23 protein-coding genes and 1 pseudogene are annotated in these 26,577 nt (G+C 61.7%); 11 read left to right on the top strand and 13 right to left on the bottom strand.

Features of this window, described 5'->3' with window-relative positions:
• Positions 1-312: 312 nt before the first annotated feature.
• Positions 313-528, bottom strand: a complete 216-nt coding sequence (locus MESOP_RS35610) for a hypothetical protein (RefSeq protein ID WP_013894124.1) — start codon at positions 526-528, stop codon at positions 313-315.
• A gap of 328 nt (positions 529-856) precedes the next feature.
• Positions 857-1,116 (bottom strand): annotated as a pseudogene (locus tag MESOP_RS34670) (ABC transporter ATP-binding protein); the annotation flags it as partial.
• A gap of 94 nt (positions 1,117-1,210) precedes the next feature.
• Here MESOP_RS34670 and MESOP_RS14830 point away from each other — a divergent pair.
• Positions 1,211-2,614: a coiled-coil domain-containing protein gene (locus MESOP_RS14830; RefSeq protein WP_013894380.1), complete on the top strand. Its 1,404-nt coding sequence runs from the start codon at positions 1,211-1,213 to the stop codon at positions 2,612-2,614.
• A gap of 873 nt (positions 2,615-3,487) precedes the next feature.
• On the top strand, positions 3,488-4,405 hold the full coding sequence (locus MESOP_RS14835; protein ID WP_013894126.1) for an NADP-dependent oxidoreductase: 918 nt from the start codon (positions 3,488-3,490) through the stop codon (positions 4,403-4,405).
• On the opposite strand, the gene MESOP_RS14840 is transcribed toward MESOP_RS14835, so the two are convergent.
• Complete coding sequence (locus MESOP_RS14840) at positions 4,386-4,766, bottom strand: hypothetical protein (protein WP_013894127.1); 381 nt, start codon at positions 4,764-4,766, stop codon at positions 4,386-4,388. The genes MESOP_RS14835 and MESOP_RS14840 overlap by 20 nt on opposite strands.
• 487 nt (positions 4,767-5,253) lie before the next feature.
• Positions 5,254-6,015: an SDR family NAD(P)-dependent oxidoreductase gene (locus MESOP_RS14845; protein WP_013894128.1), complete on the bottom strand. Its 762-nt coding sequence runs from the start codon at positions 6,013-6,015 to the stop codon at positions 5,254-5,256.
• A gap of 100 nt (positions 6,016-6,115) precedes the next feature.
• Between MESOP_RS14845 and MESOP_RS14850 the strand changes: the two genes are divergently transcribed.
• Together MESOP_RS14850 and MESOP_RS14855 are read left to right on the top strand one after the other, a co-directional pair.
• Positions 6,116-7,399, top strand: coding sequence for a class-III pyridoxal-phosphate-dependent aminotransferase (locus tag MESOP_RS14850; protein ID WP_013894129.1), 1,284 nt, complete (start codon positions 6,116-6,118; stop codon positions 7,397-7,399).
• A 117-nt stretch (positions 7,400-7,516) separates the two neighbouring features.
• The gene (locus tag MESOP_RS14855) at positions 7,517-8,527 is read left to right on the top strand and encodes a phosphotransferase enzyme family protein (RefSeq protein WP_013894130.1); all 1,011 of its coding nucleotides are present in this window, start codon (positions 7,517-7,519) and stop codon (positions 8,525-8,527) included.
• A gap of 81 nt (positions 8,528-8,608) precedes the next feature.
• Here the strand turns inward: MESOP_RS14855 and fabG are convergent, their stop codons facing one another.
• The 5 genes from fabG to MESOP_RS14880 form a co-directional block, all read right to left on the bottom strand.
• On the bottom strand, positions 8,609-9,373 hold the full coding sequence (gene fabG, locus MESOP_RS14860; protein WP_013894131.1) for a 3-oxoacyl-ACP reductase FabG: 765 nt from the start codon (positions 9,371-9,373) through the stop codon (positions 8,609-8,611).
• 81 nt (positions 9,374-9,454) lie between these two features.
• Positions 9,455-10,981 carry an APC family permease gene (locus tag MESOP_RS14865; protein WP_013894132.1) on the bottom strand — a complete coding sequence of 509 codons (1,527 nt, stop codon included), beginning with the start codon at positions 10,979-10,981 and terminating at the stop codon, positions 9,455-9,457.
• A gap of 97 nt (positions 10,982-11,078) precedes the next feature.
• Positions 11,079-11,777 carry a cysteine hydrolase family protein gene (locus MESOP_RS14870; protein ID WP_013894133.1) on the bottom strand — a complete coding sequence of 233 codons (699 nt, stop codon included), beginning with the start codon at positions 11,775-11,777 and terminating at the stop codon, positions 11,079-11,081.
• Positions 11,778-11,786: 9 nt separating this feature from the next.
• Complete coding sequence (locus MESOP_RS14875) at positions 11,787-12,206, bottom strand: diol dehydratase small subunit (RefSeq protein WP_013894134.1); 420 nt, start codon at positions 12,204-12,206, stop codon at positions 11,787-11,789.
• Complete coding sequence (locus MESOP_RS14880; protein ID WP_013894135.1) at positions 12,203-14,473, bottom strand: propanediol/glycerol family dehydratase large subunit; 2,271 nt, start codon at positions 14,471-14,473, stop codon at positions 12,203-12,205. Before MESOP_RS14880 ends, MESOP_RS14875 begins: the two co-directional genes overlap by 4 nt.
• Positions 14,474-14,700: 227 nt before the next feature.
• Between MESOP_RS14880 and MESOP_RS14885 the strand changes: the two genes are divergently transcribed.
• Positions 14,701-15,129: a hypothetical protein gene (locus MESOP_RS14885; protein WP_013894136.1), complete on the top strand. Its 429-nt coding sequence runs from the start codon at positions 14,701-14,703 to the stop codon at positions 15,127-15,129.
• A gap of 60 nt (positions 15,130-15,189) precedes the next feature.
• Here MESOP_RS14885 and MESOP_RS35615 read toward each other — a convergent pair whose 3' ends face one another.
• From MESOP_RS35615 to MESOP_RS14900, 4 genes are all read right to left on the bottom strand, one after another.
• Positions 15,190-15,351, bottom strand: a complete 162-nt coding sequence (locus MESOP_RS35615; protein ID WP_013894137.1) for a hypothetical protein — start codon at positions 15,349-15,351, stop codon at positions 15,190-15,192.
• 96 nt (positions 15,352-15,447) lie between these two features.
• On the bottom strand, positions 15,448-15,918 hold the full coding sequence (locus MESOP_RS14890; protein ID WP_013894138.1) for a YbhB/YbcL family Raf kinase inhibitor-like protein: 471 nt from the start codon (positions 15,916-15,918) through the stop codon (positions 15,448-15,450).
• Positions 15,919-15,960: 42 nt separating this feature from the next.
• Positions 15,961-16,167 carry a hypothetical protein gene (locus MESOP_RS14895; RefSeq protein ID WP_013894139.1) on the bottom strand — a complete coding sequence of 69 codons (207 nt, stop codon included), beginning with the start codon at positions 16,165-16,167 and terminating at the stop codon, positions 15,961-15,963.
• Between the two features lie 91 nt (positions 16,168-16,258).
• The gene (locus tag MESOP_RS14900) at positions 16,259-18,250 is read right to left on the bottom strand and encodes a protein-L-isoaspartate(D-aspartate) O-methyltransferase (protein ID WP_013894140.1); all 1,992 of its coding nucleotides are present in this window, start codon (positions 18,248-18,250) and stop codon (positions 16,259-16,261) included.
• A 320-nt stretch (positions 18,251-18,570) separates the two neighbouring features.
• Between MESOP_RS14900 and MESOP_RS14905 the strand changes: the two genes are divergently transcribed.
• The 6 genes from MESOP_RS14905 to MESOP_RS14930 all read left to right on the top strand — a co-directional run bounded on the left by MESOP_RS14905 (position 18,571) and on the right by MESOP_RS14930 (position 26,564).
• Complete coding sequence (locus MESOP_RS14905) at positions 18,571-20,979, top strand: phosphoketolase family protein (RefSeq protein WP_013894141.1); 2,409 nt, start codon at positions 18,571-18,573, stop codon at positions 20,977-20,979.
• Positions 20,976-22,154 carry an acetate/propionate family kinase gene (locus MESOP_RS14910; protein ID WP_013894142.1) on the top strand — a complete coding sequence of 393 codons (1,179 nt, stop codon included), beginning with the start codon at positions 20,976-20,978 and terminating at the stop codon, positions 22,152-22,154. The genes MESOP_RS14905 and MESOP_RS14910 overlap by 4 nt, the downstream gene beginning before the upstream one ends.
• A gap of 163 nt (positions 22,155-22,317) precedes the next feature.
• Positions 22,318-23,322 carry a L,D-transpeptidase family protein gene (locus MESOP_RS14915; RefSeq protein ID WP_013894143.1) on the top strand — a complete coding sequence of 335 codons (1,005 nt, stop codon included), beginning with the start codon at positions 22,318-22,320 and terminating at the stop codon, positions 23,320-23,322.
• Positions 23,323-23,536: 214 nt separating this feature from the next.
• Positions 23,537-24,604 (top strand): type III polyketide synthase, encoded by a 1,068-nt coding sequence (locus MESOP_RS14920; protein ID WP_013894144.1) that lies wholly within the window; start codon positions 23,537-23,539, stop codon positions 24,602-24,604.
• Entirely contained in the window at positions 24,601-25,326 is a 726-nt protein-coding gene (locus tag MESOP_RS14925) for a methyltransferase domain-containing protein (RefSeq protein ID WP_013894145.1), read from the top strand. Before MESOP_RS14920 ends, MESOP_RS14925 begins: the two co-directional genes overlap by 4 nt.
• Positions 25,323-26,564 carry an NAD(P)/FAD-dependent oxidoreductase gene (locus tag MESOP_RS14930; RefSeq protein WP_013894146.1) on the top strand — a complete coding sequence of 414 codons (1,242 nt, stop codon included), beginning with the start codon at positions 25,323-25,325 and terminating at the stop codon, positions 26,562-26,564. The genes MESOP_RS14925 and MESOP_RS14930 overlap by 4 nt, the downstream gene beginning before the upstream one ends.
• The last annotated feature ends 13 nt before the right edge of the window (positions 26,565-26,577 follow it).

A 26,577-nucleotide genomic window follows, 5' to 3' on the forward strand; every position in this document is an offset into this window, starting at 1 on the left:
AAGAGCACGCTGACCAAGCTTTTGCAGCCTCTGCTCGCGCCCCAGGGCGGTTTGGCCGAGCGACCGGAATGGGGAGTCGCCGTCGCGAAACTGCGCTACGAAGTGGCCTGCCATACGCCTGGAAGTATCGTCAGGCCCCAGAAGCATGGAGCGCGCCGGCGCTAATTTGGACGTCTTCGGACGCCCAGCCCTGGCAGGGAGGGCGTCGCATTTCCGATACGGACCTTGGCCGCTGGGAAATGGCGAGCGAGCCATTTCCCAGCGGCAGTGGCGCCAGTTGCCGGAGCACAGCCGGCAACTGGCTGTGCGGTTTCATTTCTTGGTGAGAAAGGCCTTACAAGCCGGAGTGATTTCGCTGAGGTGCTGTTTAAGGCAGCCTTGCGCCTTAATCTCATTGGCCATGTGGCATACTCTCAGCGCATCGGCCCTACAGGGTGTCTTGGTAGCATCTTTCGCCAATGCGACGTCGGTGACAAAGAACGATATAGAAGCGAAAAATGCGAGTTGAAATGATGTTTGATTCTGCATGTTTGTTTCCCCTTGAAAATTGCGCGTAGATGCCGCAACAAGTCATTTATGCTCCTGTTCTAATACAAATGAAACACATCCCATTTTGAACGAACACGCGTATCCGGGCGCGCCGCACTGGCGGACCGTTCTGACGACCAAGGCCACGGCCCTGGCGATGCGATCGGCTACATTGCCGGCGCCAGCAATCCAAACGGCTGCTCTTGGAACGACCGCTCATTTCAGATTCGGCCCTTGCGCTCCTGAAGCCTGTTGCCGCTGTCAACCGCCAGCAGGGTGCCGGCGTTGACGTACCCGGCGTCTTCCGCTCTCAGGAACACCACCGCTGCAGGAGGCTTTCGAGGTGGAGACGGCTGGACGGGTCGTCGTGCAGCATGACGTCGGGCCGGACGAGAAGAAAACGCGCCAGCGCTACGCGCATCTGCTAGCCCCAGGGCAGTTTGCCGACGTTGAAAAGCCGAGCCCGCCGAGCACCTCGCGCCCCCTGCCATCCAACCCATTGCCGTCGAGCTCCTCGAACCGGTGCTGCGCCTCGCCATACTTCTCGCTGATCTCGTCCATCCGGTCGGCGGGATCGGCCATGGCAGCCACCTCTTTCGGAATGGAAGGTGATGCGATACATTAGCAATTCGTTAAGTGTGCCCGGAGGCCAGCCTAAGGTGAGCATAAGGGGTGTGTCGTGGTGAGTTTCAAATCTCTAATCAAGCGGGCCGAGAACGTAGACAAGGAATTTCAGGAATTCCAATCGGATCTGGCGGAAGCAATCGAGGACTGCCTTTCGACCAATGGGCAGGGTTCCGAAGATGCGGAAGTGCCGGCAAACGAGGACACTGGCCCTGCTGAAGGCGAAAGCGACGCGCCGTCCGTGAGGTTGACACCGCACACACAGACCCGGCTTGCTGCCCTGGAGGCCGTCGCCGGCCTTTTCCGGGACGGGCAAGGCCACTTGGAAGAGATCGAAACCAGATTGGCCGAGATAGCCACCGCGCATCGCATGACGCGCGAGGTTCTGAACGTCCTGTATCGCGACACCCTAAGGGCCAATGAGTTGGAACTGGCCAATATCGCTTTGACGACGGAACACAAGACCTTGTCGGAACAATTGCTCGACACCACCCGCAAGCTGCGCGAACTCGACCGTGCAGCCGAGGTCTGGCAACAGCGCGAGGCCGGCATAGTCCAGGACCGCGAGTCGCTGCGTACAGCGCTTGCGAAGGCACGGCTCGAGCTCGTGGAAATGGGCAATGAGAGTGCAAGGCGCGAAACGCAGTTCGGCGAGATCGTCAAGGCTCTGACCGTCAAAACCGTCGAGGTCGACAGACGCGCAAGCGAGAACAAGCTGCTGCGCGAAAAGCAGGTCGGCCTTTCGGTCGAGCTCGAGCAGGCGCAAAAGCGGGAGACCGAGGCTCGGCATAAACTGGACGAGTTCGCGGCAACTCACGCCAACGAAACCGCGCACATAGCCGAGCTGTTGGGCCAACTCGGCAGGCACGAGAAGGAAGGAGCCCGGCTGCAGAAGTCACTGGAGACCACGCATGCCCAGCTTGCCGAGGCAACCGAGGCGGCCCGCATCGTGGAAAGCGACAGCGCTGCCGAACGGGCGCGCGCCCACGCGGAGATGCGCGGCCTGCGTTCCGAGATAGAGGAGTTGCGATCGAGGCTGGAGAAGGCATCCAGCGACAGCAGCGAAACCTCCGCCGAGATCACCCTGCTCAGAACCCAGGCTAACGATTTCGCGACCGAGCGCCGGATCGCGGAGGAAAGGCTTGTCGCTCTCAAAATTGAGAGCGAAGGCGACAAGAAAAACCTGTCGGCGGTCAGCACCAACCTATCGGAGCTCTCATTGCAACTGGCTTCAGACCAGATACAGCTCGATATCCAGAGGCAGGAATGCGAAGATCTGCGCGCCGAAATCGTGACTCTTGACGCGCGCATTAAGGAATTGCTGCCCTACGAGCGGTTGCACCGAGTGACCGACGCGAGATCGCGCAAAGACGCTGTGTTGCCCACAAATGGACATATCGTCGAAGCTGCGCCGCGCGCGAGGCGCACATCTCGACGTCAGATGCGCGCTAATGCTGGGTAGCGCAACGCCCCCCGAAGCCGATGTCATCGGTTTCCTGAAATCGCCAAATCGCGGCGGGAACTAACGCTCAGCCGAAGTGCTCGGTTATAAGAGCCACTGAACCAGGCAAGCTGTGTGTCAGGTGCGCTTGCATCAACCGGTCCTAGTGGCGCAGAGTATGGTTCGCTTGCTGACGACGAGCTGCCCCCAAGTCGTGGGACGAGGCTTCTCCCCAACAATCTTATGATCGACGCCAATCGCCTTGACCTTGGGGGAAATCCATTGCCGTAATGCTGACGATGCCAGGCATTTGATGGGCAGCACAAAATGTATGTGCCTTCAGGAACGAAGTTTTCACGCTAGACAAACAGATGCACGTTTTTTGAGCAAGCGCAAATTGCAAGCTGTGTTGGCAGTTTGCGATTCGGCCGAGTATGCCGACAAAAATGCCTGCGATCTGACGCGAGACCGACGATATGACGCAATGTGCAGGTCGCGTTGATTTCCTGTAGAAACGGTGACCCTGACAGACTGATATAATCGTTGTTTCTCAATCGGTTATAAGGCGGCTCGCCGAAGTTGATTCAAGAAGCTGATCCAACCGCATTATCTACAACCGAATGGCAGCAATGCGCCTGATGTCGGTCGAGTCACCTCAGCGATTTCCTGAAAGCGGTCGATCCGTTGAGCGGCGCCCTGCCGACTCCCGGTCGTTCCGATACGAGACGAAACGAAAGGACGTCGATATCCGAATGCTGGGCGGAGTGTGACAAAGGCCTGGATCGGTGGGCGCTCGACTGGCTCACTCCAGGGCGCGGTCGCAGCGTGAAGCTCGAAAGACCTGCCACGCCCGCTAATTACCCCCACTCACAAATGTCTGAGGAGACAATTCCCATGAAAGCGATCGTAGTGACGGACCAGGCTGCTGGAGAGGCCGGGATGAAGCTGGTGCAGCGGCCCGAGCCGCGGGCGGCAATAAACGATGTCCTCGTGCAGGTTCATGCAGCGGGATTCGTCAACACCGAACTGGAGTGGCCTTCGACCTGGGCCGATCGAGCCTTCCGTGACCGGACGCCATCGATCCTCGGCCATGAGTTGGCCGGCGTGGTCACTGCGCTCGGCTACGGCACGACGGGGCTTTCAATCGGCCAGCGCGTGTTCGGCCTCGCCGACTGGCATCGCGATGGCACGCTAGCCGAGCATGTCGCCATGGAAGCACGCAATCTCGCCCCACTACCCGGCGACGTCGACTTCACCGTCGGTGCGAGCCTGCCGATCTCCGGCCTGACCGCGTGGCAGGGCCTGTTCCAGCACGGTCGCCTTCAGGCGGGTCAAAGTGTGCTTGCGCATGGTGCGGCCGGTGCCGTCGGTTCGATGGTGACGCAGCTTGCAAGGGAGGCCGGGGCTTACGTCATCGGCACCGGACGCACGGCAGATCGCCAGAAGGCGCTCGACTTCGGCGCAAATGAATTCGTCGATCTTGAGAACGACGCTCTGGAAGACGTCGGCGGCGTCGATCTGGTGTTCGATGTCATTGGCGGCGACATTCAGAAGCGGTCTGCAGCCCTGATCCGGGCCGGAGGCACGCTGGTGACCGTCATAGGGCCGGCCGGTGCAACGCCCGTCAATGGTATGGCGATTGACTTCGTCGTAGATACCGATCGCGCCCAGCTAAGCGAGATAGTTCACCGGGTGCGGGACGGAAGATTGCGGACGAATATTGGCATAGTCGCGACCCTGGACGATGCCGTTGCAACCTTCAATTCGAAAGAGCGACATTCGGGGAAGACGATCATCCGCGTTCGGCCGTGAGGCCATGCCCCGGTGTCAAATCCGATTGCCCTCCCAACTTGGGTTTCCTGTGTGAAATGGCGACGACTGTGCCGGCCGCGGCCTCGATCGCAAACGCGACGTAGGGGTTCACTGGCGGTTTGTAGCCGCCGATGCGGACGGTTTCCAAAGTCGGGTTATCGATTTTCCAAAGCGGCGTTTTTGACGCAGATTGGCCGGCTTCGATTTTTGCCCAATAGCCCGGGCCTGGGACGGGGATCTGATACCGAGCACAAATCTTCGCCAGTCCACGGTCCGAAATGTCGAACCGCTTAGCGAGCGTGAGGATGGGGGTCGACCAAACTAGGTCATACAATTCTTGGCGGGTGAAGGTGTGCTGCATTCTAGTTGTATGCGGATTTGGCGGAGGGAGACAACCCAGTCGCTGCGCCTCTCAAAGTCAAGCACGTAGTGTGCATTTCTGGGCTCGGGCGCGCACGTCGATCCCTGTTAGGGCATTTCCATTTCCCTGTTAGGTCGAATAGGGAATTCTCTGCGAAGACGTTGAAAGTGCGCTGTGATTTCAGGCCGGAATTGGCTCCAAAACCGAAAACCGCCGAAAATTCGCTGTTTTTCGACGCCTAACAGGGAAATTCAGGCAGAGACTGGTTCGCGACCGACTGACAGCACCACCATTATCATTCTCCCCATCGCCACATCTTGTTGGCCTGTCGCCACTTTTTTGGGACGGAATCGGGCGGTTTGGCGCGAAGGTTGCTGGCCCACCGTCCCAGGTGAGATCATGCAAGAGATATGGGCTGGCGAATCAGCTGCTAACGTGTTGATTTTGTGTGGAAAGCGCTGCCTGGACAACCTCCTGAAGCCCACGCCTAGACCACCGTCTCTCCGCCATCGATAACCAGAATCTGGCCCGTCATGTACGAGGACCGGTCGGATACAAGAAACAGCACTGCCTCCGCGATTTCCTCGACGCTTGCCCAACGACCAAGCGGCACTTTTTCGCGGATGTAGGCTTCGATGGCTTCCCGGCCTCCCATCTGGGCGATGAAGGGGCCATTGAAGGGCGTGTCGACCCAACCGGGGCAAAGCGCGTTGACGCGAATGCCGAACCGGCCATAGTCGCCCGCCATCTGCTTCGTCATCGCGATCACCGCGTGCTTGGTCGTCGTATAGGCGATCATCTCGCGATCGTAGAGCACGCCGGAGCTCGACGACGTGTTGAGGATGACCCCGCGACCCGCCTTTTTCATGAAGGGCATGACGATGCGGGCACCGAGGAAGTGAGCCCGCACGTTGAGCGTCCAGGACGTGTCGAAGCCTTTGACGCTCACACCGAGCACGTCACCCTCTACCTGTACGCCGGCGTGATTGTGCAGGATGTCGATCCCGCCTTGTGTGTCGATGAAATCGCGGAAACCGGCTTCAAGCGCCTGATCGTCGGTCAGGTCGAACACAAGCGCTTTCGCCCGGCCACCAGCAGCAACAATCTGGTCGACAGTCGCGTTCGCGCCGTCAGCGCTGCGGTCCGTCACGCCGACCACCGCACCCTCGCGCGCGATGATCAGCGCTGCCGCCCTGCCGATGCCCGATCCTGCCCCGGTGACGATTGCGGTCCTGTTCTTCAGGATCATCTTTCAGTCCCCTTTCTCCCCGGCCCGTAATCCTGCATCATCGGCGGACGAGCCCCCCAAGCTTGGGTGCGCGCCGACCAACCTCCGGGGAAAAACAGGCATGTACGACTTCGGCCCCTTCAAGTTCGAGTCGAAGCAGGATTTTTTCGACAAGGCAATCCGTTTCTGGAATCCCGACAAGACCAGGTTCTGGCAGAAAGCCGGGATCGATCTGGTGATCGGCAGGCGGGAAGGCTATTTCCTCTACGACATGTCGGGCCGCCGCCTGATCGACCTGCACCTCAATGGCGGCACCTACAATCTCGGTCACCGCAATCCGGAACTGGTCGAGACGTTGAAGAGCGCGCTCGATTATTTCGATATCGGCAACCACTGGTTTCCCTCCGTGGCGCGGACGGCGCTGGCCGAATCCCTGGTCAATGTCTCACCGGGAATGAAATATGCGATCTTCGCGCCAGGCGGCGCGGAGGCGGTGGACATCGCCATCAAGAGCGCTCGCTATGCCACCAAGCGGCGCAAGATCGTGTCGATTATCAAGGGTTATCACGGGCATTCGGGACTCGCGGTGGCGACCGGCGACGATCGCTTCACCAAGATCTTTCTTTCCGACCAGCCGGAGACGTTCATCCAGGTTCCCTTCAACGATATGGACGCCATGGAGCAGGCGCTGAAGGGCGAAGACGTCGCGGCGCTGATCATGGAGACGATCCCCGCTACTTATGGCTTCCCGATGCCGAAGGACGGCTATCTCGGCGCCTGCAAGGCGCTGTGCGAAAAGCATGGCGTGATGTACATCGCCGACGAGGTCCAGACCGGCCTGATGCGGACCGGCAGCATGTGGGGCTGGCAGGCCTATGGCGTCCAGCCGGATATCATGGTGACGGCAAAGGGCCTGTCCGGCGGCCTCTATCCGATCAGCGCGACGCTGGTGAACGACAGGGCCGGTGGCTGGCTCAACGAGGACGGGGCGGCCCACATCTCGACCACCGGCGGGGCGGAACTCGGCTGTGTCGTTGCTCACAAGGTCATCGAGATGCTGCAGCGGCCTGAACTGGTCGCCAATGTCGGCACCGTGACCGAGTTCATGGCGCAGGCCATGCGTGAGATGCAGGCTCGTCACGGCGATATCTTCACCGGGGTGCGCCAGAAAGGCGTGATCCTCGGCCTGGAGTTCAGCAATCATCCGGAAGGCGCCGTGTTCGTCTCGCGTGCACTCTATGAGCAGGGCGTCTGGGCGATTTTCTCGTCGCTCGACAAGCGGGTGCTGCAATGGAAGCCCGGCGTTCTTCTGGATTCCGAAACCTGCCGGGACATCATGGATCGTTTCGATGCCGCGATGCCACGCGCCCGCGAGCTGCTGCATCAGGCAGGCAAGGCGAGTTGACATGCCCCGGACCTGGTTGAAACTGCCAGGCATCGAGTGCGGGCTGGCCACTGGACTTGCCGGGATAGCCCAGGGTCGGGCAGGGGACGATGGTGTAATGATCGGGCAGGACGGACAATGACGGATTTCGATGCGCTCACTCACGACCAGCAACTCGGCATCCTGCAGGAGACGGCGGAGGCGGCCACCGCCAACTACGACTTGCCGGCGGATGTCTCCGTCGAGATGATCAACCTGTCGGAGAACGCGACTTACAAGATTGCAGCTCGCGACGGCCGGCGCTGGGCGCTTCGCATCCATCGCGACGGCTACCATTCAAGAACGGCCATCCAATCCGAACTGGCCTGGCTTACGGATCTGCGCCAGACCGGGATCGTCCCCACACCCGTTCCGGTCGCGGGCAAGGACGGCGACCAAATCCAGCTTGTCGGCCATGCCGGATTGGCGCGACCGCGCAATGTCGTGTTGTCGCAATGGGAGACCGGTGCGGAGCCGGGCATAGGCGAGGCGCTTGGCGAGCCCTTCGAGGTGCTGGGCGAGGTGACGGCCCGCATGCACATCCATGCCCGGCAGTGGCGGCGCCCTTCCTGGTTCAGCCGTCACGTGTGGGATTTCGAGACAAGCCTCGGTGAGGAAAGACCCCATTGGGGGCGCTGGCGCGACGGCATGGGCGTCGACGCCGCGAAAGCCAAACTCTTTGGCCGTGCCGCGGAGCTGATCGGCCGCAGGCTCGATGCCTTCGGCAAGGGCCAAGACCGCTTCGGCCTCATTCATTGCGACCTGCGGCTCGCCAACCTTTTGATCGACGGCAAGACGGTCAAGGTCATCGACTTCGACGACTGCGGCTTCGGCTGGTTTATGTACGACGCCGCTACGCCCATCTCTTTCTACGAGCACGAGCCGCAGACAGCCGATCTGATCCAATCGTGGACGACCGGCTATCGCCGCGTGCTTGACCTGCCCAAGGCGGACGAGGACGAGATCCCGACCTTCGTGATGCTGCGCCGCCTGTTGCTGGTTGCCTGGATCGGCTCGCACGCTGAAACGGACCTCGCCAGGTCGATGGGCCTGCCATACACCGAGGGAACGGAGGGGCTGTGCGAAGCCTATCTGAGCAAGTTCTCCTAGAGTGATTCAGGAAAAATATCAGCGCTTTTGCTTGGGAATGGCATCAAAACAAGGAGATAGAGCGGTTCGCGATGAACAGCTTTATGCCAGGGCCTCCAGGCTCTCCGGCAGGATCTGGCCGCCATCGACGATGATCGTCTGTCCCGTCACGTATGCGGCTTCCTTCGACGCAAAGTAGAGTGCGGCGTAGCCGATGTCCTCCACGGTTCCGAGCCGCTTGAGCGGGACAGAGGCGGCCATGGTCTTCTGGTAGTCCTCGCCCAGGCCGGCAAGGCCCTCGGTGATGATGTTGCCCGGCATGACGGCGTTGACGGTGATGCCGTATTTCGCCAGCTCGATGCAGGCGGTGCGCATGAAGCCGAGTTGCCCGGCCTTGGTGGCGCCGTAGTGCGACCAGCCGGGAAAACCGGTGACCGGGCCGGTGATCGATGACGTCAGCACGACCCGGCCCTGGTCGGATTTCTTGAGATAGGCAACCGCCGCCTTGACCGCGTGGAAGGTGCCTTTGAGGTTGGTGTCGACGACCTCGTCCCATTGTTCCGAAGTCATCTCCTCTAGCCGGGCCTGCGGGAAAATTCCGGCATTGGCGCACAACACGTCGATGCCCCCGTTTCTCGCGGCCGCTGTCGCAAAGGCGCTCTCGATGCTGGCAAGCGACGTGACGTCGCCAACCACGCCGAAGGCACCGTGGCCGATCTCGGCGGCAGCTGCTTCGGCCTGGTCGAGATGGCGCGCGATGATGGCGACCTTGGCGCCAGATAGCGCAAACACTCGCGCTATGCCCTTGCCGATGCCTTTCGATCCGCCGGTGACAACGACGGATCGACCCTTCAAAGATTGGGTCATGATCTGAAGCTCCAAAATGAGACGGGGACAGGGTGATGCCCCGTCCCCGTTGCCGAAAAGATGCCAGGGCGGCGTCCGCCCCTAGCCCTCGTTCACCATGTGACCGATGTTCTCGTACGCCTTGGGGTTGGCGGATTTCAGCACGAAGCCCCAGATCAGGCCGACGATAAGGATCGCAAGCCCGACATAGGGGATGCTCCTGGCGAAGCCATTGGTGCCGCCGAGCGTCGCGAGATTGGCCACCAGCGTGTAGACGAGGAGCAACTGGACAACCAGCGAGATCAACGGCGCGATGACTGTGGTCAGCAGGCTGCCGCCGCCGTTCTTCTTGAACCACATGTAGATCGCCAGCGAGACTACGGCCTGCAGCACCAGCAGCAGTCCGGTACCCAGCACCGCGAACAGCGTATAGACGCCAAGCCAGGCCTGTCCCGACGGATCGTCGAAGCCGTAGGCCAGACCGTAGAGCAGTACCCATATCGCCGCCAGCACCGACTGCAGCGCCGAGGCCTTGTGCGGGCTCTTGTGGTGGTCATGCGTCTCCGCGATCACCTGCGGCAGGACGCCTTCGCGCGCCAGCGAGTACAGATAGCGGGAAGCGGTGTTGTGGAAGGCCATGCCGCAAGCGAAGGAACTGGTCAGGATGAGCAGCGACATCAGCTGGTAGCCCCAGCCGCCGACATAATTCTGAACCGGTGTCAGGAAGAAGTTCACGCCATCGGAGAAGGCCTTGGCCACCATGTCGGCCTCGGTGGGATAGGCCGCCACCGCGCACCAGCTGACGAAGGTGTAGAACAGGCCAAGGCCAATCACCGAAATCAACAGCGACTGTGGAATGATGCGCTTGGGATCACGGGATTCCTCGGCATAGTTCGGCGCCATCTCGAAGCCGACCCACGACCAGAACGCCATGAAGATACCGACGGCGGCCTCGCCAGCGGGTATGGCCACATCACCGACTTTCTGCTCGGCGACAGGCGTGAACACCTTGAACACATTTAGTGAATCGCCGGAAAAATTCGTCGGGCCATGAGCGAAAAGCACGCCCAGCGAGAAGATCACCAGCATGATCACTTCAAGAATGAGTGCGATCCCGAGCAGCCTTGCCGACACTTTCACGTCGCGATAGGCAAGCGCCGCGATGACGACGATCATGGCGAGCGCCAGCACGATCCACGGCACGTTGATGCCGAAATGCTGGGAAAGCCAAAGATTGCCGAAAAATGCAAACAAACCAGTGAGAGAGGCTTCGAACAGTGAGTAGCAGGCGAGCGAGCCAAAGCCGGCCGACATGCCGACCTCGCGGCCGAGCCCCTGGCTGATGAAGGAATAGAAGCCGCCGACGGACGAGACGCGCGATGCCATCGCGGCATAGCCGACCGAGAAGATGGTCAGCACGATCGTTGCCATCAGGAAGGCGGCCGGCGTGTATTTGCCGATACCGTAACCTGCCGCGAACGGCACATTGCCCAGCATCGCCGACATTGGCGCCGCGCCGGTGACGGCCAGAAAGAGCACTCCCGCGAGCCCCACGGCCTTGGAGTGCAAAAGATTGATGCTGTTACTCTTCGAGACGTCGATCGTCCCGCGTGCAGTTTCTATGGCCATGAAGCCCTCTCCATTCGTGACAGCTGTGTCTGGTCCCCGCACGGAGCGGCCGATGTGTCCCAGCCTGCGCGTGCAGCGTGACACTACGGACGCAGCGTCACTTTGCCAAGGCCATGATTTTGCATAGCTCGCCGCTCGACATGACGTGGCAGTAGATCATGTTGATGATTTCGAGCTCCTTGCGATGGAGCTCCTCGGTCGCCGCCGCGCAGCAGTCCTCGAGCACGATGACTGCGTAGCTTTCGTCCGCCAAGCTGCGCACGGTCGAGGACACGCACTGGTCCGTGAAGATGCCGCAGCAGATGACATTCCTGATGCCGAGATTGTGCAGGATCAGGCGCAGATTTGTTCCTGTCAGCGCGGAATCGGTGGTCTTGGTGACCACGATTTCGTCGCCGACCGGCTGAAGCTCGGCAACCAGCTGCGACGGCGCGTCGTTCTTTGGCAGCAGCAAATTGTTCCAGCCCGGCATTTTCTGGGAGAGCGAACGGTCGCGGCCGTCCTTGGTGAGGCTGGCGATACGGGCAAAAAGGCATTCAATGCCATTTTGCCGTGCCAGATCGAGCAGTCTTGCCGTGTTCGGTATGACCGTGCCGTGCATGCGCTCGTGGAACGGCGTCCACAGATCGTAGCGATGCTGTTCTTCTGGCGTGAGCGACGCGCGATCCGGCCGTTCCAGGTATGTGTTCTGAACATCGATGACCAGGATGGCGGTTTGCGCCGGCACCAGCACCGGATCATCCGGCTCGGGTGCACCGAGGTAGTAGAGCGAACGGAATCCGGTTTTCCAGCTCATGCGGTCCTTTCAGAAGCGGAATGTGAAAAGGCCGCGCGCCGCATAGGTCTCGGCGGCTTCTTCGATGAAACGGGCGATGCGTTCGGCCTGGTAGGTATCGCGCATCGTGGCGGCGGCCTCGAGCAATTCTTCCTTGGACCTAGCGCGGCCGGGGCGCAGCAGTTCGTAGACCTGCATGATAAAATCCTGCGGCACCTCGACGAGTTCCGCCCCGCGCTCGAAGTTGAGGGCCAGTGTCGGCCGTCCGACATCGCGCGCCACATCGGCTTGAGCCTGCAGCGCTTGCGGCGTGATGCGAAGGTCTTCCATCGTCACCTCGCCGGCAAGCACCGCGTCCAGCGTTATCTGTGAAAGCGACTTGCCGTGCTTGCCGGTCACCTCTCCGGGCTGTGTCTCGGCAAGTGGATAGTCGGCGCGGGTATGGGTCATGATTTCGCTCCCGTCAGTATGACATCGACCTCTTCGGGAGCCGCACCAGCCTCGGTCAGCCCGGTTTCGATGGCATAGATGAGGGCGACGCGGGCGTGGTAGCGCGAACCCATGGCCTCGCCCCGCTGCGGCACGACGATAGGCTCCGGCATTTCGCCCAGCGCATAGGCGGCCGCATTGGCACCCAACGCGCGATAGTGTTCGAGCCTGGTGATCGGCGCATTGGAAAACAGTTCGAGGTTGTTGTGCGGCTGGCGGTCGCGCTGATGGATGACAGCCGTGCCTTTGGCCTGGATGCCGATGCCGATGCCGCTGCCGGCAAGCCGCGCAGCGGACAGGCCGAGGAAGGAGGTATCGGCCGTATGGCGAAAGCGAACGACGCGCGCCTTGAGCCCGCGCCCGCGAATTGCATCCAGCATGGCGCCAAGGACTTCGGAAAGCCGATGCCCGGCCGTCGTCCGGTAAAACTTCAGCCCGAAGGCCGGGCTGATGCCGATGACCACGTCGTCCTTCGCCGATCCATTGGCTGCGGGCCCAACGTTGCGATAGCGGATATGTCTCGCCTCGTCTTTCTCGTGCAGTGCCTCCGAACGCAATACTTCCTTCTGGTCCAGCACATCGCGGATTTCGTTGAGCTGCAGCCGCCGTTCTTCAGACACGCGATAGCCGGAGCCCGGACCGAGATAGTCGTTCGGATCGTTGATCGCGCTGACGATGCGCCCATTGCGGATCATGGCCGAGGTCTGGAGATAGTCGCCGGAAAGGCGCAGCTTCACCACGTTCAGCAGGTTCTCGGCCTCTTCGCGGAAACCCCGGTTGGCCAGCACCTTGACCACATCGATCACGGTGATGCCGCGCTCCTTGATGGCCTCGCTGATGAAGCTCACGTCGCGCGGCATCAGGCTGCGCGTATCGTCGGAGCCGGAGGCGTAGACCACACTGGTTTTCATATCCTCGGTCGGCGTCGACAGGCCGAGTTCCTCGAACACGGCGGCGATCGCCTCCACTGCCCGCTCGCGCAGCTCGATCGCGCGTGACTCGGGCAGTGGCGTCAATCCGCCATCGGCCTCGAAATCGCGCTGCAGCACCAGATAGTCTTCCAACTCCTCGCCGTTGATCAACGACGGGTTGAATGAATTGTCGTATTTCAGGATCGATCCCATCCCCGAGCAGATCAGGTCCGAGCCGGCAATCAGGTAGGGAAGGATCTTGGCGCCGACGCGAATCTCCGATTCGGCGGAGCGCGCGTCATTGCCGGATGCGCATTCGAGATCGAGCCAGACGGCGATGAGGTTCTCAGCCATCAGCTCGCGGACGCCACCAGGTATGGTGGCGGTCAAAGGCGCACCGTCGATGCCGCCATTTTGCGTACCCTGCACCCCCATGCCTCGCTGCAGGCAGAGACAGCGCGCCTCCAGGTAAAGCAGCGACTTTGCCTCATGGAAGCCCATCAGCAATTCGGAGCCGGCACCCGACGTGCAGCGCATCTTCACGCCGCGCGATGCATAGGCGGCGGCGAGAAATGCCTTGGACCACGGCGTGTCGTCGCCATCGGTGAACGATTTTTCGGTGCCGTAGACGGAAACGGTTTCGGCATAGGACGTGAAGCCGGCCATGGCGATGCGCAGCTCCTCCGCCTCCTCGCTGGAGCATTGGAACAGCGTTCCCCAGCGGCCGACGGCGCCGCCCACCGCACACGCCACCGCATTGGACCAGGCGTTGCGCGACACGCGCATCGTAGTCTCGATCTCGTCGAAACCGAAGGCGACGGCGGTTGCGGCATCGGCGGCAAGCTGCAGCGGGTCGTCCTTGGCGTTGGTCACATGCGCCTGGTTACCCGGCGTCTTGCGTGCCCGCATCTTCGAATAGGCAAAGGCGATCTCCAACGCGTTGAGCTGCGACACGACCTCGGCGAGTTTGGCGGGTGTCATGCCATGCGCGAGCCGCACCAGCGTTTCGCGCGGCACGTTCATGTCGACCAGCCAGCGTGCGACGGTCGCCGAGTCCAGCGCCATCGCTTCAGACGCCACCTCCGGGTCGATGTGATGGCGGGCTATGAAGCGGTCGATCATGTCGTAGTCGTGCTCGAGCACGCCATCGAGGGACACAACGCGCCCGCCCTTGATGCCGATGCCGGGTTTGGGATCGGCCGGGCTGGAGAAGGCGGAGAAGCCATTGGCAGGGTCTTCAGCCGCGAACTTGTCCAGCCGCAACGGCCGCTCGTCCCAGTCGGCGAAGCGCTTCCAACGGTTCAGTTTCGGCGTCATGCGTGCGTTCCTCGACCCAGCGGAAAGACTATTGAATGCCCGCTTGTCGCACAATGGCCCGGATCGAACAGCCCTGGACCCCCTGGCCGATGCTATCGACCCGCGCCATTGAACGCTTTCTGGCCATTGACGATCCCGACCGCTTCGATCTTCCGCTCTTGTCGAGGCATCACAGCGCGATAATTCTCCTGAAGGCGTGGGCTGTTCACTCTCGACAGGAGTCGGCCATGAAACATCAGACACTCGACCAACTGCATGCCGTCGCCAAGATTGAATCCTCGGCTGCATATTCCGCAATGACACGAAATCAGCGCATAGAGCGCTGGGCTGAACTGCTGGAGCGTAATCCCGAGCGATGCCTTGGCGCGTTTGCAGGCACCGAACATCTTCACCCTGGAGCACGTGCGACGATGCGGGGCGAGGGATCGGCAATTTCGGTTGCCTTCGAAGATCCGGTGCTGCGTGCGTCGGGTTTGAAAGACGATACGTATGGTGAGGCAAAGCGCTTTTTCGAGCTGAACGACTGGCAGCTGCACGACATCGTCTGCGATTGCCACGTCGGCTCAACCATGAAAGCGCGTTGGGCCGCCAGCAGGGTCCGCTCAGCGATTAGCGGCAGGTTCTTTACGTGGTTGAGGCAGAGGATAATGCGCTGACCGGAGGCGAGGATCGTCGCCTGGTTGAGACGATATAAGGTCTTCGTTACCCGACGCGGATCAACCCTTGTCCTCATGATACAGCCGGTCGGTCGCCCGGTCGCTTTCCTTGCGTTCGGCGGGGCCAGGACGGCGACGCGTCGCAATAACATAGGCCATCAATATGAGCAGCAACAATGGCCCACCGGCAACGACAACCAACCACATGACGCTTTCAAACATGGCACATCTCCTTTCCCAGACAATCGGCAGGGAGAAGAACCGTTCCGCTCATGACGACATGGGTGACGCGATTGGACTCGTTTGACGGCACTCGAACTACCGGCCGCGTTCGTATGTTCCGACAAGTTCGGCTTGCTCAAGCGCGTGTTTTTGCGCCTCCTGCCAGATACGTTCGACGCCCGCGCTCGCCGGGATGGCAAGGCTCGGCGTGTCGAGCGCAGCGAGCCGGAAATGGTAGTGATGGACGCCATGCCCGACGGGTGGTTGAGGGCCGTCATAGTAGGCGTTTCCGAAATCATTCGTGGCTTGCCTGAGGGCCTGCGGACCCGGCTTGCCGCTTTCCGCCTCGGGAAGTTCGCGGGTGTCGGGGGAGATGTTGAACACTGCCCAATGGCCGAACATGCCGCTTGGGGCATCGGGATCCTGGACGATGAGAACGAGGCTCTTCGTCTCGGCCGGCACACCAGCCCACTTCAGCGGCGGAGACACGTTCTTGCCGTCCCGGGTGTATTTTTCGGGAATCTGTCGGCCTTCGGCAAAGGCGGCACTGCTGAGTGTGAGGGTCATGCTTCACTCCTACGGCGACAGTTGATCGCGTGCATCGGCACGCTATTTGTTGGTCCGCATCTTCTGTCTCGGGTTGATCCCGCCGGCGGCATTGGTGTCGTTTTCGACGTCGCCTTCAACCGTGTTCTCGCCTTCAAGCTCGAACTCTTCGCCTTCCTTGATCGTTCCCTTCGAGGTGCCGATACCAGGGTTGTTGGCCAGGTCGGCATCGCTCGGTTTCTTCCACTTTGGATGCTTGGTTCCGGTCATCAGAAAACTCCTTCGAAGAGGTTTTCGGTTTCAAAACCGCAAGCCGGATGAATTGTTCCGGCCTCTTTCATGGGCTCGCTGTCCGCCTCGGCTAAAGCCCGAACGGATAGGTGTCGGGAACACCGGTTCCTGCGTGTTCCGGGCCAAGCGGCGTCACCGCCGCGGTTTTGTCGAACCACACGAACGCGTCGAATTGCCGGGGCAAGGAGACGTCGGCATAGTGGCTGCGCAACTCGGTTTCCGGCCGGTAGATCACACCAATGAAGCGCTCCAGCCTGCGTTCCAGCAGGCGCTCACGCAGCGCCTCGTCGCGCCTCAAGTCGAGCAGGAAACGCGGCACGCGGCTATCGTGGCAAAGCCGCTCGTAGCTGTCGGGGTGCGAGGCGCGAACCTGCTTCACCTCCATTTCCCCGTCCCAGTCGCTGGCGGCAGCCACGGTGCCGGAATGGGTGCCAAGACCGATCAGCGCGGCCTCTTCGCCGAAACGCTGCCGGCAAAGCTGGCCGATATTCAGTTCGTCCCTGACGACACCCATCTCGGTGTAGCGGGCATCGCCGATGTGCGAATTGTGCGCCCACACGATGGCCTTGGAGTTCGGGCCACCAGCATCCAGCAGATGTTCCAGCGTGTCGAACATGTGGGTGTCACGCAGGTTCCAGGATTCAGCGCCGCCATAGTACATGATCCGATAGTAACGCTCGGCGGCGGCGATCAGCCGGGCATTCTGGCTGGCGTCGAGGAAATCCACACCGTCCTGCCTTGCATATTCGAGTTGTCTGGCGAGCAGGTCCCGGCATTGCTCAAGCACCGCTTTCTCGCATTTTTGATAGCCGGCGGTGAGCACCGCGCGGCCGTAGGTGGATGGCTCGTTCTGCCAAGGTGTCAGGCAGCCATAGCGCTCGCGCGCGACCTTCGCCGCCTGCGGGTCGACCCGGTCGAGATAGTCGAGAACCGCGGCGATGGACCCGCTCATATTGTAGATGTCGAGGCCGTAGAACCCCGCTTGCCCTGATGGCTCAAGCTTCTCGTTGTGGTGGCGCATCCACTCGATGAAAGCCGCAAAATCGGTGTTTCGCCACATCCATGTCGGAAACCGCTGAAATGGCGCAATGGCGCCGGCTTGCGGCTGACGACGGCGAACGTAGCGGTCGATCGCGGCGGCATCGGGCCAATCCGCCTCGACCGCGACAATGGTGAAACCGTGCCGTTCGACGAGCCTGCGGGTGATCGTCGCGCGCGCCTTATAGAATTCGGACGTGCCATGGCTTGCCTCGCCAAGCAGGACGACGCGCCGGTCGGCAAACCGATCGAACAATTCGCCAAACGTCGGATCGTCGAAATCCGGAAGCGGTTCAGCCGCCCTCGCGATCATATCGGGCAGGCTGACGGGAGGCGGATGCCGGAGCGGCCGATCGACCTCGGTCAGCTTGTTGCCTTCCGGCCAACCTTGTTCGCCGATGAGCGGGACGAACCGTACACCGCCGTAATCCTCTTCGCTGTAGGTCGAGGCGCCTGTGCGTGTGACCTTTAGCAGACGCTGCAAATCCGGATCGTCGCCGACAGGAACGACAAGGACGCCTCCGACGTCGAGTTGTTCCTGAAGAGCCAGCGGCGCACCCGGTCCGCTGGCCGCCACCACGATGGCATCGAATGGTGCCGCCTCCGGCCAGCCCTTGGTGCCGTCGCCTGTGCGGACCTCGATGTTGCGATAGCCCAGCTTTTCAAAACGTTGTTTTGCCGACTTAGCCAAACCGGGATGACGCTCGATCGTGTAGACATGTTCGACGATCCGGCTCATCGCGGCGGCTGCGTAGCCCGAACCGGTACCAACTTCGAGCACGTGATCACCGGCTTTGACATCCGCCATCTCGATCATGAGTGCAACGATATAAGGTTGGGATATCGTCTGTCCGTCCGCGATCGGCAGCGGTCCGTCTTCATAAGCGAACTCTTCGAAGCCAGGATCGACGAAAGCCTCGCGCGGAACTTCGCGCATGGCTTGCAGAATCTCGCGATTGCGGATGCCACGCCGGCCGACATGTACTTTGACCATTCGATCGCGGGCACGGGAGAGATCGAGCATTTCCAGCTCCCTTTGGTGGCCGCCCTTTGGTGATCACTTGTCCGCGACGCCTCGAGGACATCCTTCGCGACACCTTGGTCAGCCATTGCCTTGAGCTCGGCTGTCGCGCTCCAGTCTCTAACCGCTGGAGGACTTCAAGGTTCCCACATTCCCCGCACAGGCCGCCAGCCCATCCTGAATCGCGAGCGGGCTCCCGCCTGCTTGGCAGGGCGCGGTTCGATGCCGGCCAGATGGTGGCCGCCAGGGCTTGCTCGGGCGCGCAGCCGCTCCAGTTACCTGCAGCGAAGCGCTGCTGGAGAATCGGTACTGGAGGTTGGGCAATGAACGACAAGGCTGGTGCAACGCCGCGGGCGATCGGCCTCGAACGGATCGATCTCATGGACCGCTACTGGCGTGCCGCGAACTACATCTCGGTCGGCCAGATCTACCTGCTCGACAATCCGCTGTTGCGCGAACCCTTGAAGGCCGAGCACGTCAAGCCGCGGCTGCTTGGCCATTGGGGCACGACGCCGGGCCTGAATTTTCTCTACCTGCATCTGAACCGCGTTATCCGCGAACGCGAACTCGATATCCTGTTCATCTGCGGCCCGGGCCATGGCGGCCCCGCGATGGTCGCCAACACCTGGCTCGAGGGCACCTACAGCGAAATCTATCCTGATATCGGGCAGGGCGAGGACGGTCTGAGGAAACTGTTCCGGCAGTTTTCCTTCCCCGGCGGCGTGCCAAGCCACGCCGCGCCCGAAACGCCCGGCTCCATCCATGAGGGCGGCGAACTCGGATATGCGTTGGTCCATGCCTTTGGTGCGGCCTTCGACAATCCGGATCTGGTGGTTGCCTGCGTCGTTGGCGACGGCGAAGCCGAGACCGGTCCGCTCGCGGCGTCATGGCATTCCAACAAGTTCCTGAACCCGGCGTCGGATGGCGCCGTCCTGCCGATCCTGCATCTTAACGGCTACAAGATCGCCAATCCAACAATCCTTGGCCGCATGGACGACCAGGAGTTGCGAAACCTTTTCGCTGGCTATGGCTACGAACCGTTCTTCGTCGAAGGCCACGAGCCGCTTGCCATGCACCAATCCATGGCCGGGACGCTCGACACGGTGCTCGATCGCATCCGGTCCGTTCAGGAACAGGCCCGGTCGCCGGGATGGCGTGGCGGGCGTCCGCTGTGGCCGATGATCGTGCTGCGCAGCCCCAAGGGCTGGACCGGACCAAAGAAAGTCGATGGCGAGAAGGTCGAAGGCTTCTGGCGTGCGCATCAAGTGCCGGTGTCGAACGCGCGGGGAAATGAGGAACACCGCAAGATCCTCGAAACCTGGATGCGAAGCTATGAGCCGGAGAAACTGTTCGACAGAAACGGACACCTTCTGCCGGAACTCGCTGCGCTGGCTCCGACTGGATCAAAGCGCATGGGCGCGAGCCCATATGCGAATGGCGGGCTGTTGAAGCGCGACCTTGTGCTTCCGGACTGGAAAGGCCTGGCGCTGGAAGTGCCCCGGCCGGGAGGGGTCGTTGCCGAAGCGACGCGGATTTGTGGAAGCTACCTTCGCGACGTGTTCCGCCTCAATGCCAAAGCGCAAAACTTCCGGCTCATGGGACCGGATGAGACATCGTCCAATCGCCTCGACGATGTGTTCGAGGCCACCGATCGGGTCTGGATGGAGGGCATCGAGCCTTACGACGTCCATCTTTCCCGCGACGGCCGCGTCATGGAAGTGCTGAGCGAGCATCTCTGCCAGGGCTGGCTCGAAGGTTATCTGCTCACCGGCCGTCACGGACTGTTCTCATGCTACGAGGCCTTCATCCATATCGTCGATTCCATGGTCAACCAGCATGCCAAATGGCTGAAGACCTCCGGCGAACTCGCCTGGCGCAAGCCGATCGCCTCGCTCAACTATCTCTTGACCTCTCATGTCTGGCGCCAGGACCACAATGGCTTCAGTCATCAGGATCCGGGTTTTGCCGACCTGGTCGCCAACAAGAAGGCCGACACCGTCAGGCTCTACTTCCCGCCGGATGCCAACACCCTGCTGTGGATTACCGACCATTGCCTGAGGACCTATAACCGCATCAACGTCATCACAGCCGGCAAGCAGCCGACGCCGCAGTGGCTGTCCGTCGAGGAAGCCGAAGCCCATTGCAAAGCGGGCGCGGGCATCTGGGAATGGGCCGGCACCCTGGCCAAGGGCGAGGAGCCGGATGTAGTCATGGCCTGCGCCGGAGACGTGCCGACGCTGGAAACGCTGGCCGCGACGGACATTTTGCGCTCCGCGATCCCCGACCTGAAAATCCGCGTCGTCAACGTCGTCGACCTGATGACGTTGCAGTCGAACACCGAGCATCCGCACGGTCTCGCCGACCAGGCCTTCGACGCGTTGTTCACCAAAACACGGCCGGTCATTTTCGCCTATCACGGCTATCCCTACATCATCCATCGCCTGACCTATCGCCGCGCCAACCATGACAACATGCATGTGCACGGCTTCCGCGAGGAGGGCACCACGACGACGCCGTTCGACATGGTGGTGCTCAACGAACTCGATCGCTACCACCTCGCGCTTGCCGCTATCGAGCGCGTGCCGGGACTGGCCGAAAGGACCGAAGGCCTTGCCGGCGAGCTCCACGACCGGCTGGTGAAGCACAAGGCCTATGTCCGCGAGCATGGCGAAGATATGCCCGAAATCCAGAAATGGAGCTGGCCCGCGAACGCGGCAAAGGTCCGCCAATGATGCGCCAGTCGATCCTGGCATTGAATGCCGGCTCGTCCAGTATCAAGTTCGCGCTTTACGATCTTGCTTCGCCGCAAGATCTACAACTCGTTTCGCGCGGCACGCTGGATCTGGGCGACGTACCTACACTGCGCGCGACAGCGGCCGACGGAACGGCGCTGTGCAACCGGCAACTCGCCGCCGACAAGCCGCGTGACACAGCCATCGGCGAGATGCTGAATTGGGTGCAGAGCGAACTTGGTGGAAGAAAACTTATCTGCGCCGGCCATCGTATCGTGCATGGCGGGAGCGCGTTCATCGAACCCGTCCGGTTGACCCCAGACATCATCGAGGCCATCGACAGGCTGACGCCGCTCGCTCCGCTGCACCAGCCCCGCAGCCTCGCGCCGGTCCGCGCCATAGCCGCCCTGCAACCGGACCTGCCACAGGTCGGGTGTTTCGACACTGCCTTCCATCGGACGATCGAACCGCTCGTGCGGCGCTTTGCGCTTCCGCGCGAATATGAAGGGGAGGGCCTGCGCCGCTACGGTTTCCACGGCCTTTCCTACGAATATATCGCCGGGCGGCTCGGCGAGATATCGCCATCTCTCGTGGCGAAACGCACCATCGTCGCCCATCTCGGCAACGGGGCAAGTCTTTGTGCCCTGCGCGAGGGCAAAAGCGTCGATACCACGATGGGGTTTTCCGCCCTCGACGGCCTTGTCATGGGTACGCGCTGCGGCGCCATCGACCCCGGCGTGCTGCTGTATCTCCTGTTGGAAAGAGGCGTCGCGGCGGACGAATTGCAGACGATCCTTTACGAGCGATCCGGACTGCTCGGTGTATCCGGTATTTCGGGCGACATGCGGACGCTGGAAGCGAGCGATGACCCTCGCGCCCATGAGGCGATGGAGCTTTTCGCCTTCCGCGCCGCGAGGGAGGCCGCAGCGCTCGCAAACACGATGGGTGGGCTCGAATGCCTGGTGTTCACAGGCGGCATCGGTGAACGGTCGTCCTCCATCCGCAAGGCGATATGCGGGAAATTGACGTGGCTTGGCGTGGCGCTTGACCAACATGCCAATGACGCCCACGCCGAGATCATCAGTCGTCCAGACAGCAAGGTGGAAATCCGTGTGGTTGCGACTGACGAGGAAAAAATTGTTGCGCGTCATAGCCGCGTGGCGATGCAAGCCTGAAGGAAACGCGATCCAGTTCCGGCCTGAACAGGAGAAGTCTGCCAACTCCTGTCGACGTCAATACTGCGCCTAACGCCGACGGTGCATCTGATAGCCAGGGGAACCAGTTGGGCCGTACCGCGTCATAGAAGCAGGTTGGTTGCAACCAAGGAAAGCGACATCGATGATCAGGCTCCTTCTTGTCGTCGCCGCGGCGCTCGCCCTTGCATGCGGTGCGACGGATGCAGCCAAGCTGGACCCGAACGCCGTCAACCAGGCCCAATTCGCTACCGGCGAGCCGAGAGGCGTCGATCCGACCGTTCTGAGGGCGCAGATCCTTTTGGATCGTGCCCGCTTCTCGCCGGGCCTGATCGATGGCCGCCTGTCGGAGAACTTCGCCAAGGCGGTCGGTGCCTATCAGACAGCGAACGGTCTCCAGGCCGACGGCAAGCTCACACGCGAGACCTGGGACAAGCTGATAGCAGCCTCCGCCCGTCCGGCCCTGATTGCCTACGAACTGGCGCCCAAGGATGTGCGTGGACCTTTCACCAAGCGTATTCCGGCTCGCATGGAGAAGATGGCCAGTCTGCGGCGGCTCGGCTATCGCAACGCGATGGAGAGGCTGGCGGAGCGCTTCCATGTCAGCGAAAAATTGCTGAAAATGCTCAATCCAGGCGCCACCTTCCGGAAGGCAGGCACGATGTTGATGGTGCCTGACGTTGGCCGAGGCGATCCTCCAGCGGCCATTGCCGGCGTCGAGGTCGACAAGGGCGCTCGCGTGGTGCGCGTGCTCGATGCATCCGGCAAATGGCTCGCAGTCTACCCCGCCTCGATCGGAAGCGACGAGAAGCCGGCGCCGAGCGGCACGGCAGAGGTCAGGCGGGTGGTGCACAACCCCACCTATCACTACGATCCGAAGTTCGCTTTCAAGGGCATCAGGACCAAGCGGCCCTTCACTATCGCAGCCGGTCCGAACAATCCGGTGGGATCGGTCTGGATCGACCTTTCCATCGAAAGCTACGGCATTCATGGCACGCCCGAACCCGGCAAGATCGGCACGACGTTCTCGCACGGCTGTATCAGGCTGACCAACTGGGATGCCGAAGACCTCGCCTCCATGGTGCAAGAAGGCACCACGGTCAACTTCAAGGACGAGATGGCGGACGTCGGCAACGAGCCGCCGCAGTAGCACATTAGGCCGAAAGTGGTATCCGCGACGGCGGCCGCCAAAACTTCCCGTCGTTGGATGCTGCCCCTTGAATCTGGCACGGCGGGACGAAACTCGTTGTGGGAAGCGTTTGTGGGACAGGCAACGCTCAAAGCCGGCGCCCCGACATTGGTGCCGTAGAGCAAAGACCCTTCGGCAGCGGCGACACCGCGCACGACGCCCAAGGAGACCGGAAATGTCTGCCAACGCCTATGTCAACCGGATCGCGACAGCGGTCCCGGAGCATGAAGTTCATCAATTCTATCTGCGGTTCGCGGCTTCGATGCTTGCGGCCAATCGCAGGAGGATCTTTGAACGCATGGCCGGCCTTGCCGGCATCGAAAGCCGCTATTCCTGCTTTGCGCCCGCCATCGACCCCGAAGGAGCGTATGTCGACCGTGCCGGAACCTTTGTCCGCGGCGCATTCCCCGGAACGGCCGCGAGAATGGCGATGTTTTGTGAAGCCGCTCCTGTCCTGGCAAAAAAAGGCGTCGACGGATTGCAGCTTGGCGACGAAGCGTCGCGCATCACCCATCTGATCGTCACCACCTGCACCGGGTTTTCCGCGCCAGGTATCGACCTGGACCTGGTTCAGAGCTGCGGCCTGTCGGACAGGATCGAGCGCACGATGATCGGGTTCATGGGCTGCTACGCCGCGATTAATGGCCTCAAGCTGGCCCGCCATATCGTTCGCTCCGACCCGCAATCGAAAGTCTTGCTGGTCAATATCGAGCTCTGCACCTTGCATCTCAATGAAACCACCGAACTGGAAAAGCTGCTGTCCTTCTGTCTTTGGGGCGACGGCTGCGCGGCCGCGCTCGTCACAGCCGAACCGCCCGGCATCAAGCTCGACAGTTTCCACTGCGTTGTCGCGGACGAGCGACGGGACCTGATGAGATGGGACGTTCGCGATCATGGCTTCGACATGGTTCTTTCTGGCCAGGTTCCTGCGGCGATCCACGACGCGCTGTTGAGCAACCAGGACGCCTTCCTCGGCGGTCGGCCGACCGAAGCGATCGATCTGTGGGCCGTTCACCCCGGCGGCCGCTCTATCCTCGACGCTGTTGAAAGGGCGCTGAACCTCACGCCCGCCGCGCTCAAGCCGTCGCGCGAGGTGTTGCGCCGATACGGAAACATGTCGTCGGCCACCGTAATGTTCACGCTGCAAGAGATGCTGAAGGCGCCGCCGGGCCTGCTCGGCTGCGGCATGTCGTTTGGACCCGGCCTGACGGCTGAAACCATGCTCTTTAGAACAGTATCATGAGCGAACTGCACCAACGTCGCCTTGTCCCGGAAATCCTAGACGGATTGGCGGCCGACGATCCGCGGGCTATCGCCTCGCGCCGCGATCTCCGCCGCATCAACGCGCTGATGTTTCAGGCGCGGATCATGGCGTCATTGCTGCGGAAATTCGTGCCGAAGCCGCCACGGCGCATTCTGGAGATAGGAGCGGGCGACGGTACCTTCATGCTGGCGGTGGCGCGGCGCATGGCCAGGCATTGGCCCGAGGTGGAACTAGTAATGCTCGATCGCGCCGGTCTCCTCACCGCTGAGCTCTCCGCCGATTTGGGCAGGCTGGGTTGGACCCTCGAAGGCATCACCGCCGACGTGTTCGACTGGGCGGGAGGCGCTGGGGGCAAGCGGTTCGACGCGATCACCGTCAATCTGTTCCTGCATCATTTCGACGACGCCAGTCTGGTGCGACTGTTTTCTCTGCTGGCGCCGAAGGCTCCGCTGCTGCTTGCGACGGAACCGCTGAGATCGATGCCGTCGCTGACAGCGGCTCGCCTTCTGCCGGCGATCGGCGTCAATGACGTGACACGACATGATGCGGCCCAGAGCGTGCGTGCCGGCTTTCGCGGCAGCGAACTGTCCGGTCTCTGGCTCGCGGCCGGTCTCAAGCCGCTCGAGGAACGGCGCGCCGGTCTTTTTTCCCATGTCTTCGTCGGTGTCAGCGACAATGCCGGTTTTGAGTTGAACCCGTGAGCAAGCTATCGACCCATGATGCGATCGTCATCGGCGCCGGCCCGGCGGGCACTTCCGCCGCACTCACACTGGCCCGACATGGGTGGTCCGTGGCGATCGTGGAAAAGAGCGCGTTCCCGCGCCGCAAGGTCTGTGGCGAATACATTTCGGCGAGCAATCTCGTGCTTCTCGATCGACTGGAGATCGGCGATGCCTGGCGCGCTGATGCTGGCCCCGAAATCCGCCGCGTAGGCTTCTTTTCCGGTGAGACCTGCGTCGAGGCGCCGATGCCGGACGCAAAATATGGTCCTGCAAAAGACGGCTTCGGCCGCGCGCTGGGCCGTGACATTCTCGACGCGCTGCTCTTGCAGGCGGCGCGATCGGCGGGCGCCCAAATATTCCAGCCTTGCCGGGCCGTCGCCATCGATCGGGATGGGGACATGCAAAGGGTGCGCATTCAGGCGAGGGGCGAGAATTCCGGCGACGAGACGACGACCTTGCGGGCGCCGGTGATTATCGCGGCGCATGGTTCCTGGGAACCGGGATCGCTGCCAAGCCAGCTCGAAAAGATCAACCATCCATCGGACCTGCTCGGCTTCAAGGCGCACTTCACCGGCTCGACGCTCGCGCCCGATCTGATGCCTCTGCTGGCGTTTCCCGGCGGCTATGGCGGCATGGTCTTGGCCGATCATGGCCGGTTGTCGATCTCGTGCTGCATAAGGCGCGAGATGCTCGCGCGACTGCGCGGGAAACATGGCTCCGGACATGATGGCGTCGCAAGCCCTGTGTCGGCCGCTGACGTGGTCTTCCATCATCTCATGGCTTCTTGCCGGGGCGTCAGCGATGCTCTGGATGGAGCCTGTCTCGATGGGCGGTGGCTCGCAGCCGGCCCGATCCGTCCCGGTATCCGGGCCTGCTATGAAAGGGACATCTTCCGTGTCGGCAATGCTGCCGGGGAGTCTCATCCGATCATCGCCGAAGGCATCTCGATGGCGCTTCAGTCTGGTTGGCTGCTAGCCAGGGAACTTTCTGGCGCGCCAAGCGGCCGGGCAGGGCGCGAAGCTGCCGGTAGGCGCTATCAAGCGGCCTGGCGAGGATTGTTTTCGACGCGCGTCCACGCTGCCGCGGCTATCGCCCGAATAGCGCTCGGCCCCGGCGGCCCCTTATTGATGGCTGCGGCTGTCCGGAATTTCCCGCAAACATTGACACTTGGCGCGCATATGAGCGGCAAGACGAGGCCGGTTCCCGGTCTTGCATGACCGGCGCCATAGC

Source organism: Mesorhizobium opportunistum WSM2075 (genome assembly GCF_000176035.2).
GTDB classification, from domain to species: Bacteria; Pseudomonadota; Alphaproteobacteria; order Rhizobiales; family Rhizobiaceae; genus Mesorhizobium; species Mesorhizobium opportunistum.